The organism is Serratia sp. P2ACOL2 (genome assembly GCF_003691565.1).
Taxonomy (GTDB): Bacteria; Pseudomonadota; Gammaproteobacteria; order Enterobacterales; family Enterobacteriaceae; genus Serratia; species Serratia liquefaciens.
Genome location: NZ_CP033162.1, coordinates 4,812,768 through 4,825,593, shown reverse-complemented (window position 1 = coordinate 4,825,593; position 12,826 = coordinate 4,812,768). Strand labels below are relative to the sequence as shown.

Genomic DNA, 12,826 nt, shown 5'->3' with positions numbered 1-12,826 from the left:
ATGAGCCTGACGTTTGTCAGTGAGCAGTTACTTGCTGCGAATAAGTTGAGCCACCAAGACCTGTTTTCCGTCCTGGGGCAACTGGCAGAACGCCGCCTCGATTATGCCGATCTCTATTTCCAGTCGAGCTACCATGAAGCCTGGGTGATTGAAGACGGCATTATCAAGGATGGTTCTTACAATATCGACCAAGGGGTCGGGGTACGCGCCGTCAGCGGCGAAAAAACCGGCTTCGCCTATGCCGATCAGATCACCCTGAACGCTTTGCAGCAGAGCGCTCAGGCGGCGCGCAGCATCGTACGTGACAAGGGCAACGGCCAGGTACATACCCTGGGCGAAATCAGCCATAAGGCGCTGTACCCGCTGCTTGATCCGCTGCAAAGCCTGCCGCGTGAAGAAAAAATCGCCTTGCTGCATCGCGTTGATAAGGTGGCCCGCGCTACCGATAAGCGCGTACAGGAAGTCAGCGCCAGTATCACCGGCGTATATGAGCAGATCCTGGTCGCGGCTACTGACGGCACCCTGGCGGCGGACGTGCGCCCCTTGGTGCGTTTGTCCGTCAGCGTGCTGGTGGAACAAGACGGCAAGCGTGAGCGCGGCTCCAGCGGCGGCGGTGGTCGTTTTGGCTATGACTATTTCCTGGAAATCGTCGAGGGTGACGTTCGCGCCGATGCCTACGCCAAAGAGGCGGTGCGCATGGCGTTGATCAACCTGTCTGCCGTTGCGGCGCCGGCGGGCAATATGCCGGTGGTGTTGGGCGCCGGCTGGCCAGGCGTACTGCTGCATGAGGCGGTAGGCCACGGCCTGGAAGGTGACTTCAACCGTCGCGGTACGTCGGTGTTCAGCGGTCAGATGGGCCAACTGGTGGCCTCCGAGCTTTGCACCGTGGTGGATGACGGTACTCTGCAAGGGCGTCGTGGGTCACTGGCTATCGATGACGAAGGCGTACCGGGTCAGTACAATGTGCTGATTGAGAACGGCATCCTGAAAGGCTACATGCAGGACAAGCTCAATGCGCGCCTGATGGGCGTTGCACCGACCGGTAACGGCCGCCGCGAGTCTTATGCGCACCTGCCGATGCCGCGCATGACCAATACCTACATGCTGGCGGGTAAGTCGACGCCGGAAGAGATCATCGCCAGCGTCGAGTACGGGCTGTATGCGCCTAACTTCGGCGGCGGTCAGGTGGACATTACTTCGGGCAAGTTCGTGTTCTCCACCACCGAAGCCTATTTGATTGAAAATGGCCGCATCACTAAACCGGTGAAAGGCGCTACGCTGATTGGCTCCGGTATCGAGGCGATGCAGCAGATTTCAATGGTCGGCAACGATCTGGCGCTGGATAAAGGCGTTGGTGTATGTGGCAAAGAGGGGCAAAGCCTGCCGGTGGGCGTCGGCCAACCGACCCTGAAGCTGGACACCCTGACCGTTGGCGGTACCGCGTAACCGTCTCCTGGGGCCGGATCCCGGCCCCTATCAAACGCCATTTTGCGGCCTGCATCGCATTAACGGCAATGAGTTGGCTTTGCTTAAATTAAGAGCGATTCACTGTTTTTCCCAGCCTCAGTAAATCAATAAATTAGATTTAACTATTTGAAGCTATTTTCTGCGGTTTTCTCTAAGAGCTTTCTGTATCGATTGCCCTAATTGCCTCTCCAGCTAATGATTCACAGCTTGTTACATTCTTCCTTCCGTCGTTAAAATGCTGAAAAAACACACGGATGATCTTCTGAATGGATTCAGTGACTCAACGGCTTTCGACAGCTTTGCTGTGCATTTTCTTTTCCTCCGCGGCGTGCGCTAACCTGCTTAGCCCGGCAGATCGTGACACCATTCAACAACAGCAGCGTGAATTGCTGGAGCAAAACCAGCAGCAGCGGCAGGAGCTGCAACGTAGCCTGACGCCGGCCTTGCCGCCCCCTGCATCACCCAACGCCAACGCTGGCGGACCTTGTTTTAGCATCACCCATATCCGGCTGGAAGGCGCGGCTCATCTGCCCGCCAGTGCACAACGTAAACTCACGCAGCCTTATCTGCAGCAATGTCTGAATCTGGGCCAAGTCCAGACGCTGGTGCAGCAGATCTCCGATTGGTATATCAACCGTGGCTATATCACCAGCCGCGCATTCCTGACCGAACAGGATCTGTCGCGCGGCGAGCTGCGGTTGCTGGTGCTGGAGGGCAAGCTGGAGAACGTTCTGCTGGAGCAACGAGACGATCGCATGCTGAAAATGGCCTTCCCGGGCCTGCAGGGCAATATTCTTAATCTGCGTGATATCGAACAAGGCATGGAACAGATCAACCGACTGCGTCAGCAGCCGGTACAGATAGAAATTCTGCCGGGTAGCCGGCCGGGTTACTCGGTGGTCAATCTGAGCGCCAAACCTGAGTTTCCTCTGACGCTGGGGGCAGGGTTCGACAACAGCGGGCAAAAAAGTACCGGTGCCGGTCAGATCAACGGATCGCTGACCGGCAATAACCTGCTGGGGCTGGCGGATCAATGGTTTGTCGCCGGTGCCCGCAGCAGCGATTTTGCCAACGATCACAATGCGCGCAGCGTGCAGGCCGGCCTCAGCTTGCCTTACGGCTACTGGACGCTGGATTACAACTATTCCTACAGCGACTACCTGGCTACCCTCAACAACCAAGGCTTTGACTGGCGTTCCAGCGGTGACAGCCAGATCCATCGGTTGGGCGTTTCGCGGGTGTTGTTCCGTGACGGCGAAATGAAAACCGGCCTGTCGCTGGGGGTCACGCACCGCATCAATCGCAATTATCTCAATGACACCCGACTGGAAAGCAGCAGCCGCAAACTGACCAGCGTGACGCTGGGTGTTAGCCACAGCCAAAAGCTGTTGGGCGGTTTCGCCACCCTGAACCCGGCTTACAGCCGCGGGGTGCCGTGGCTAGGGGCAGAGAACGACAGCGGAAAAATCAAGGAAGCCCCCCGCGCCGAATTTCATAAACTTTCGCTTTCCGGCAGCTACTACCTGCCGCTGGCACAGGATTGGACTTACCTCACCAGCCTGTACAGCCAGTGGAGTAATCACCGCTTATACGGCAGCGAACGTCTGACTATCGGTGGTGAGAGCTCGGTACGTGGTTTCAAGGAGCAGTATCTTTCCGGTGACAATGGCGGCTACTGGCGTAATGAAGTTAACCGGGCGCTGGTGACCTTGCCGTATGTCGGCAGTGTTAACGCCCTGGTGGCGGTGGACGGCGGCTATCTGCACCGTGACGCGCTGGATGCCAATGCCTCGGGGACGCTGTGGGGCGGCGCCCTGGGTCTGGGGAGCCGTAGCCGCTATTTCAGCAGTCAACTGACCTTCGGCTGGCCACTGGCTTACCCGGATGGAATGAAGCCGGATCGTGTTTCGGTCTATTACCGGGTCAATATCGTAATTTAACGCTAACGCACAGGAAGGTTTCAAGGATGAAACATAATGATAATCAAAACCTTAATACCACGCAGCGCCTGCTGAGTTATACCCTGTGCACATTGCTGGCGGGGCAACCGTTGCTGCCTGTACTGGCCGAGGGCATTAACGTAGCCGAAGGCAATACCCGAGTGGATCAGGCCGCCAATGGTGTGCCGGTGATCAATATTGCCACGCCGAACCAGGCCGGTATTTCGCATAACAAATACAACGATTTCAACGTTGGCAAAGAGGGGACGATCCTCAACAACGCCACTGGCCAGCTCAATCAGAGCCAGCTTGGCGGGCTGATCCAGAACAACCCCAACCTGCAGGCCGGCGGGGAAGCGCAGGGCATCATCAATGAGGTGGTGGCACCGAACCCCTCACAGCTGCGCGGTTACCTGGAGGTCGCGGGCAAGCAGGCCAGCGTGATGGTTGCCAACCCCTATGGCATCACCTGCGACGGCTGCGGCTTTATCAATACCCCCAACGCGACGCTGACGACCGGCAAGCCGGTGCTGGGTGCTGACGGCAAGCTGCAGGCGCTGGAAGTCACCCAGGGGGCAATCACCATTCAGGGTAAAGGGCTGGACGCCGGCAAGAGCGAAAAATTTGCCTTGATCGCCCGCGCAACCGAGATTAACGCGCAACTGCACGCCAAGGACCTCAGCATCACGCTCGGGGCCAACCGGGTAGATGCTACCGGCAAGGCCAAGGCGATTGCAGGCAGCGGCGACGCGCCCAAGGTGGCGATTGATACTGGTGCGCTTGGTGGCATGTACGCCAACCGCATCCACCTGGTCTCCAGTGAAAAAGGCGTTGGGGTCAACCTCGGCAACCTCAACGCGCGTGAGGGCGATATTCAATTGGATGCCAATGGGCAACTGCGGCTGAATAATACGCTGGCAGAGGGGAGCCTGAATGCTACGGCGGCAGGAATGACGCTGAGCGGCAACCATAAGACTGGCCAGGCGATGAGCCTGAACAGCCGGGGTGAACTGGCTCTGGACAAGGCCGCGTTGAACGCCAAAGGCGATATGCAGCTTGCCGCCGCAGGCAAATTGCAGGCGGGCAAAGCCAGTACTGACGGCAAACTGCAGCTGACCGCAGACACCCTGAGCAGCGCTAAAGACAGCAGCCTGACTGCCGAAGGCGACATCAATATGACGCTTAACGGTGACGGCGACTGGCAGGGCGTTCTGACCGCCGGGCGCGATCTGCACCTGCAAGCCAATAACCTCAGCAGCAGCGGCCAGCTGGCCGCCAACCGCGACAGCCACATTCAGACACAGGGCCTGGACAACAGCGGGCGGATACAGGCACAGGGCACGCAGACGCTGATCGGCGAACGGCTTGATAATCGGGGGCAGCTGCAAGCGGGCGGTGTTCAGCGGATTACGGCCAAAAGCGTCGATAACCAGGGGGCCATCGGGGCCAGGCAGCAGCTTGAGCTGCGCGTGCGCGACAAGCTTAACGTGGCAGGTTCCCTGTCTGCAGATGGCCCCTTAACCGTACAGGCCGGGGAATTCTTGCTGGCGGGCCGCGCCAGCGGCAAACAGGGCATCACCCTCAACGGCGGCATACTGAGCACAGTTGCAGGCTCATTGCTGCTGAGTGATAGCGATATTGTCATTCAGGCTAATGACGTGCGGTTGGGTGGGCTGCTTTCCAGCGAACTCGCCCTGACGATGGACAGCCAGAATTTGTCGACCACCGCAGGCGCCCGCACCCAGGCCAAACAGGGCATGGCGTTAAAAATTACGCAGGATGCGCAGTTGGCGGGCGTGTTTAACACCTTGGGGGATTTGAACTTTTCCGCTGCGACTGCCGATAACAGCGGCCAAATCAACGCACTTAACATTGACTGGCGCGGTGGTTCACTGCGCCAGCGAGGGCATCTGCAGGCCGATAATGGCTTCACGCTGAAGGTAAATCGGCTCGATCAACAAGGCGAACTGCTGGCCGGCAAACGGCTGACGGTGAATGGCACTACCCTGATCAACAGTGGGCAGATCGGCGCCTCCGGAGTAGAGCTGAGCTTTAGTGAAAAGGTGGACAACCAGGGCAAGCTGGTGGCGGACAATACGCTGACGTTAAAGGCTCCAACGTTGAACAATACCGGCACCCTCGCGGCAAACAGCATGAAGCTCACGGCGCAAGACGTGGAGAACAGTGGGCTGATACAGGCCAAGGGGCTGGCGGAGATTACAGCGAAAGATCTGCAAAACCGCGTGGCAGGGCGAGTGCTGGCCGGGGGGGCGTTGGCGCTGCAGGGGGAACGGTTGAATAACGCCGGTAAGCTACAGGGACAGAACATTGATATCGGCGTACAAGGTTGGGCCAACACTGGCAGCACCCTGGGGGAAAATGGGCTGACGGCAACGGTTGAACAGACGTTGCACAACAGTGGGCAAGTGCTGAGCCAGGGGCCACTGAAACTGACGGCTGCTACGCTGAATAATGACGGCAAGGTATTGAGCGAAGGCGCATTACAGCTTTCGGCCGACAGCATCAGCAATCAGGGGGAAGCGCAGGGTGCGGCGACCACCGTCACGGCCAACACGGTGAACAACAGCGGCAATCTGATTGGTCTACGGCAGTTGGCGTTGCAGTTGCAAAAGGATCTGAACAACACGGTAAGCGGCAAGTTGCTCAGCGAAGGGGAACTGACGGTAGGGGCGGCGACCGTCGATAACGACGGAGTATGGCAGGGCGACAGCATCAGGCTGGCGGCTCAGCAGTTGGATCATAAAGGCGTGTTGCAGGCGGGCACGGGAGGGATCCATTTGGATCTCAGTGACAGCCTCAAGACGGAAACCAGCAGCAAGATCTTCTCCAGTGGGAAAATGGATCTGACGGCGCAGACCTTGAACAATCAGGGCCATGTACAGGCGGGCGAGTTGACGTTAAAAGCCGCTGAACTGACCAACACCGGCAGGCTGCAGGGGCAGAAAAATCTGGAGGCCAAGCTGAGCGGCATATTCCATAACCTGGCTGGTGGCACGGTGCGCAGCCTGGGAACCCTGCGGGTAGAGGCGGCAGAGCTAAACAACGCTGGGGATCTGCAGGGAGATGGTGGCAGCGTATTGCGGTTGGATCGCCAGTTGATCAACTCAGGCAAAATGATCGTCGGCGGCGCACTGGATCTTCAAGCGCCTTCGCTGAATAACCTCGGCTGGCTGCAGGCCAATAGCCTGACGTTCAGGGGCACCCGGTTGGATAACAGCGGCACATTGAGCGGTATCGGCGATACCCGGTTTACGCTCGATGTTCTGAATAATATGGGAACCCTGCAGGGCGGCAATTTAACGCTACAGACAGGCAGCCTGGATAATACCGGCACGCTATTGGCGACAAGCCAGATGAGCGTTAACGCGCGGCAGATTGATAACCACCAGAACGGCAAGCTGTTCAGCGGTGGCGATGCGACATTGGTGAGCAGCCTGCTGAATCAGTACGGTCAACTGGTGGCGCTGGGCAATATTACGCTGACGTTAAAGGAAGCCTTCACCCAGAATGGCACCTTGGCGGCAGGTAAAAAGCTGACCCTGAGCAGCGACGGCGATGTTGTGCTGCTGGGTACCCTCCAGGGCCAGAGCATCGATGTGCGTAGCGCTGGCCAACTGACCCATGCCGGTACCCTGCGCGGCGGAAGCGGCGACGTGCGGATCGAAGCCGCCGGCATCACGCAAACCAGCACCGCCAGTCTGCAGTCGGGTGGCTGGGTACAGTTGCTGAGCCGTGGCGACATCAATAATAACGGGTTTATCGGTACCGCCGGCAATTTGCTGCTGAGCGCGGCTAACCATCTGCTCAACATCGGCATGTTGTACGGCGGTGGCGATGTGCAACTGTTGGCGGAACGTATCACTAACCAGCGTGGCGACGTCCTGGCGGGCAACAACCTGTGGATGCAAAAAGACGCGGCCGGCAATGCCAACAGTGAGATCGTCAACACCTCCGGCACCATCGAGACCGAAAATGGCAATATTCAGATCAACACCGCGCATTTGCTCAATCAGCGTGATGGCTGGTCGGTGAGCACCGAAAAGCAGACGACGGCGAAAGATCCGCTGTGGAATGGTCAGACGCTGGTCAATATGAAACTGGGGGATTTGGCTGAAAGCGAGCTCGGTTATTACATCAAAACGGTGCGCACCGGCGGCAGCATGGGGCATGGCAACGGTTCCGTTGATGATTACTATTATTTAGCGCCTAAAGCGCCTGCCATTGATAAAAAGATCCTGGTTGAATCATCCAGCGTAACCGTCACTGCGAACGGGGGCGCTGGGCGAATTGCCGCAGGAAAGGACATTGTCGGCACCATTACGCGTTTTGACAATATTGCCAGCGACATGCTGGCCAATGGTGATATTTCGCTGAGTGGCGGCTCGCTGAATAATGAGAGCACCCAGGCAGGAAGTCAGAATAAATACCTGAATTACCGTTATGACGGCGAAATCGCACAGTATGATTTCGACAAGCACCGCTCGTTGGCTGACTTCAAAAAGAGCGGCCATTACATCAGTGATAACGTCAATACCCCCATTCAGTACCGCTTAACCGGACAGCCAGAGTACCAGAACGAAAACACCGCTGTTTATCGCAGCGTGATCCAGGCCGGTGGTGCCGTTAACGTCCATTTTACCGACGATATCAGCAACAGCATGGTGACACCGAACGCCGGCAGCCTGAGCCATACCCTGGCTAGACCAACGTTGGACAGCCTGCAGCAGCCGGAGGCTATCAGCGGTGTTCAACAGCAGGATCTGGCGGCGGATCAGAGCGTTGCCTTCGGTTCAGCGGAGTGGAAAGACAACCTGCAGGCGGTCCTGGGCTCGCTGGGTAATAACGCCGTAGCCTTGGCGGACTACCCACTGCCGGGCGGGGATAGCGGCCGTTTTGTCGTCAGCGCGGATCCCAATAGCCCATACCTGATCACCACCAACCCGAAACTGGACGGCCTGGGGCAGTTGGATAACAGCCTGTTCAACGATCTCTACGCCATGCTGGGCCAACAGCCGGGTGCCGCTCCGCGTGAAAACGACCGCCGTTTTACCGATGAAAAACAGTTTATCGGTTCGGCCTACTTCCTCGATCGGCTGCGACTTAATCCGGACTACGACTATCGGTTCCTGGGGGATGCGGCGTTCGATACCCGCTATATCAGCAACGCCATGCTCAGCCAGACCGGCAAGCGCTATCTCAACGGTATCGGTTCCGATTTGGCGCAGATGCAGCAGTTGATCGACAACGCCGCACAAGCGCAGAGCGGCCTGAATTTGCAGTTTGGCGTTAGCCTGACGCCGGCCCAGGTTGCGCAGTTGGAGAAAAGCATCGTCTGGTGGGAGAAGGTAACGATCAACGGCCAAACGGTGTTGGCGCCAAAACTCTATTTGGCCAAAGGTGACGCCGCCCAGCTCAACGGCAGCGTGATCACCGGCAATATCGTTAACCTGAACGGCGGCAGTATTCGTAATGACGGCAGCTCGCTACAAGGGGGTGAACGGCTGAACGTTAATAGTAAAACGGGTATCAGCAACCTTAACCAGGGGCTGTTCGACGCCGACGGCAATTTGCAGCTCAGCGCCATTGGCGATATCAGCAATATCGGCTCGACCATCAGCGGCAAACGGGTCGTGATTGAAAGTCTGGATGGCAGCATTATCAATAAAACTCAGGCTCGCCAGTGGGATGCCACAGGGACTCAGGGCGGCCAGACGTTGTCGCTGTCGCGTACCGAAGTTGGCGATACTGCTGTCATTAGCGCAGAAGATGCGTTGATCATGCGTGCCGACAAAAATATCGATGTTATCGGCGCGAGGATCGCCTCTGATGGCACGATGAATCTGCAGGCGACGGGTGATATCAACCTGCTTGTCAATCACACGGAATCCAGTGATAAAACCAGTAATAGCGAGCGCATCAGCAGCGGTGCCGATCGCAGCATCATCACCAGTAGTGGGAATATGACGCTACATGCCGAGCATGATTTGAACTCACAGGCAGCGATGTTGGTGAGCGACAGCGACATCCTCCTGAGTGGCAAGCGAGACGTAAATCTTAACAGCGTGGAAAGCCGGGAGTATCAAGCAAGCTATGGCGGCGGCCAGCAGCGGGTGAAAGAGTCCATACGCCAACAGGTCACCGAAATCGCCGGCGGCAGTTTGCGTGTTGAGGCCGACCAGGATGCCATTTTCAAGGGGACGCAAGCACAGGTCAGTGGCAATTTGGTGGTTAACGCCGACCGTAATATCGTGGTGGACAGCGTCACTGAAAGTGACTACAGCTTCTTCGAAGAGACCAGGGTCAAAAAAGGGTTTATGTCCAAAACCACCACCCATACGGTGGAGGAGGACTACGCGACCCGTGAGAAAGGAGCGGTACTAAGTGGCGACAACGTTTTGTTCAAGGCCACTAACGATCTGACCGTACGGGGCTCGACGGTGGTGGGCGACGGCCAGGTCACATTAAAGGCCGACAATAACATCGGTATTTTTGCCGCCACCGAGGAGCAATCCCGTTACCGGCTGAATGAGAAAAAAACCAGCGGCGTGTTCAGCGGCGGCGGCATCGGCGTGACCCTCGGCAGTAAATCTTCGCGTCATCAATTGAACGAAGATGGCACTACCCAAAGCCAGAGCGTCAGCACCCTAGGTTCGACCGGCGGCAGCGTGGATATCGAAGCGCGCGGCAAGGTGCATATCAGTGGCGCAGATGTGATTGCGGATAAGAACCTTAACGTAGTGGCGGGCGAAATCACTATCGACCCGGGCAGTGACGCGCTGCGCAACAGAGAACGTTATGAGCAGAAGCAAAGTGGGTTAACGCTGTCAGTTTCCAGCCCCATAACCGATACCTTGTTGGCGATTAATGATTCGCTGAAGCGAGCTAATGAAACCGGTGATGACAGGCTGAAAGCTTTATATGCGGTGCAGGCGGTCCGCGCTGGTTGGATAAACTCCGAGGCCAATGCCGATCAGGCGCAAGGGTTGGCGAAAGGTGAGTTTTCCAATAGCGTGAAGTTGCAACTTAGCGTTGGCGCCAGTAAGAGTGTTTCCGAGTCTGAACTGACACAGAACCAGGTGCGCGGCAGTAACGTGGCTGTCGGGGGAGATGCCATCTTTATGGCTACCGGCTCAAAAGGTACCAGCGGCGATCTCCGAGTCAGCGGTAGCGGAATCACCGGCAACAAGGTGACGCTTGTAGCCAAAAATGATCTTCTGGTGGATGCCGCAGAAAACAACCGTGAGCAGACCAGCAAAAATAACAGCAGCGGCTGGAATGCAGGGGTACATATTTCACTTGGCGATGAGACTGGCATTGGCGTTTCGGCCAGTGGTTATCAATCGAAGGGGGCATCCGACGGTAAGAGTACCGAATACGTTAACTCACGGATAAATGCACGAGACGAACTGAGGACGAGCAGCGAACGCAATACTACGCTTGCTGGTGCACAGTTGCTCGGTGACAAGGTCAAGATGGATGTAGGCGGTGAACTGTTTATCGGCAGCTTGCAGGATACCGACGATTATCACAGCTGGCAGAAAGATGTTAGCGGTGGTGCAAGCTTTACCTTTGGTTCAATGAGCGGTTCTGCCTCGCTGAATATGAACCAGACTAAAATCGACAGCAAATATGCCAGCGTCGGCGATCAAAGCGGTGTGTTTGCGGGTGATAAAGGGTTTGAGATCAATGTCACTAATCATACGCAGCTGAATGGTGGAGTGATAGCGTCGACTGCTGACAGCAGCAGAAACCAACTTTCTACGGGGACGCTGGGGTGGAATGCGATAGATAACAAAGCCGAATATAAAGCCAATAGCAGCGGATTTGGTCTTTCGACCAGTGGACCCACTGGTGGCGGTCTGGCGAAGGACAAGGGCAAAGCATCCGGTATCACGCAATCTGCGGTAGCCGCAGGCACTATCACTATTCGCAATGAGACAGAACAGAAGCAGGACGTCGCAACCTTGAGCCGGGATACGGATAATGCCAACGGCCGTATCAATAAAATTTTTGATGAACAGAAAGTTAAGGATAATCTGGCCTTTACCCAAGGAATGACCCAACTGGCGACGCAGTTGGTGAGCGACTACAGCAACAAACAGCTGCTGCAGGCGCAGCGTGCAGCAGCAGAGAAACTGAGTAAGGATCCGGCCTATCTGAGCGCCAGCGCCCAGGAACGCGAGAGAATGCTGGAGGCGTCACCAGAGTACCGGGCAGCGATGAAAGAGTACGGGGTCGGCAGTGATTTTTGGCTGGCGGGCTCAGCCGTCAGCGCGGCGTTGGGTGGGATTAGTGGTGGCAATCTTGGTGCGGCAGCGGGCGGTGCGCTGGCTCCTTATTTGGCGCGTGAAATCAAAGCGAGAACGCAGGGCAATGCGGCGGCGAATCTGGCAGCGCATGCGGTAGCGGGTGCGTTGGCTGCATTGGTTTCGAACAACAGCGCACTGGCAGGTGCGGTAGGGGCGGCAGGCGGAGAACTGGCTGCTAAAATTATCAGCGAGCAGTATTATGGTAAAGATCCGTCGGCGCTGACGGAAGCTGAGAGGAAAAATGTTAGCGCGCTGAGCCAATTGGCGGCAGGGTTGGCAGGCGGGCTGTTGGCAGACAGTGCTGGAGGGGCGGTAACGGCTTCGCAAGCCAGTAAGAATGCGGTGGAGAATAACTTGCTGGGTGGCAATGAAGAGGCCCAGACCAAGTTCGTGCAGGAGCATGGCAAGAATATCGCGTCCTGCGCAGACAATCCGGGGTCAGCGTCGTGCCAGAAAGGGCTGGCGATGAATGATGCGCTGATGGTGGCGTTACCGGCGGGTCTTGGCGGTGGTGTTCTGGCAGCAGCGACTCCGGAACTAGCGGCAGCAGCCAAGGCGGCGATACAAGCCTGTGCGGGTAATGTGGTGCTGTGCCTGAATAATGCCGGTATCCAGATGTCGGAAGCCATCGTGCCGGGTGGTGTTGGGGCTGGCGGTGCGGTAGGTATCGGTAAGACAGCAGCAGAGGCGACGGCGGCTAAGGCTGAAGCTGCGGCGGCCAATACTGCGAAGGAAGTTTGGAAAGGCTCTATCGTTCAGTCCAGGGTCAACCTCAGAAATGGTGATGGTTCGACAGGCTCAGGGCTAGAATATGCTTGGATGAAACACGGTGGTGATTGGGGTTCTAATAAGTCACACTTCACCGTAACGAAGGATGAACTGAAGACGATCTTGCAATCAGATACTGTAGTGAATACATCTGCCCAATATTCTAAAACAACAGGAAATTACATGCGCTTTGTTGATGTAGGGCATCCAATTGGTATTGATGCTAAAAGTGGAGGGGTTCCTACGTCGATAATGACGGTAATAACGGATAAACAAGGAAACCTAGTTAATACGTTCCCTGGCAGAACGGGGGTTAACTAA

At 56.7% G+C, this 12,826-nt stretch carries 3 protein-coding genes; all 3 read left to right on the top strand.

From position 1 onward, the window contains the following. The 3 genes from tldD to EBA31_RS23180 all read left to right on the top strand — a co-directional run bounded on the left by tldD (position 1) and on the right by EBA31_RS23180 (position 12,826). Positions 1–1,446 carry a metalloprotease TldD gene (gene tldD, locus EBA31_RS23190; RefSeq protein ID WP_046372542.1) on the top strand — a complete coding sequence of 482 codons (1,446 nt, stop codon included), beginning with the start codon at positions 1–3 and terminating at the stop codon, positions 1,444–1,446. Positions 1,447–1,733: 287 nt separating this feature from the next. Continuing rightward, positions 1,734–3,407, top strand: a complete 1,674-nt coding sequence (locus tag EBA31_RS23185; protein ID WP_122080317.1) for a ShlB/FhaC/HecB family hemolysin secretion/activation protein — start codon at positions 1,734–1,736, stop codon at positions 3,405–3,407. Positions 3,408–3,433: 26 nt separating this feature from the next. Continuing rightward, the gene (locus tag EBA31_RS23180) at positions 3,434–12,826 is read left to right on the top strand and encodes a hemagglutinin repeat-containing protein (protein ID WP_122080316.1); all 9,393 of its coding nucleotides are present in this window, start codon (positions 3,434–3,436) and stop codon (positions 12,824–12,826) included.

Coding starts and splice junctions, on each gene's coding strand:
- tldD (WP_046372542.1), top strand. CDS start 1: ATGAGCCTGACGTTTGTCAGTGAGCAGTTACTTGCTGCGAATAAGTTG.
- EBA31_RS23185 (WP_122080317.1), top strand. CDS start 1,734: ATGGATTCAGTGACTCAACGGCTTTCGACAGCTTTGCTGTGCATTTTC.
- EBA31_RS23180 (WP_122080316.1), top strand. CDS start 3,434: ATGAAACATAATGATAATCAAAACCTTAATACCACGCAGCGCCTGCTG.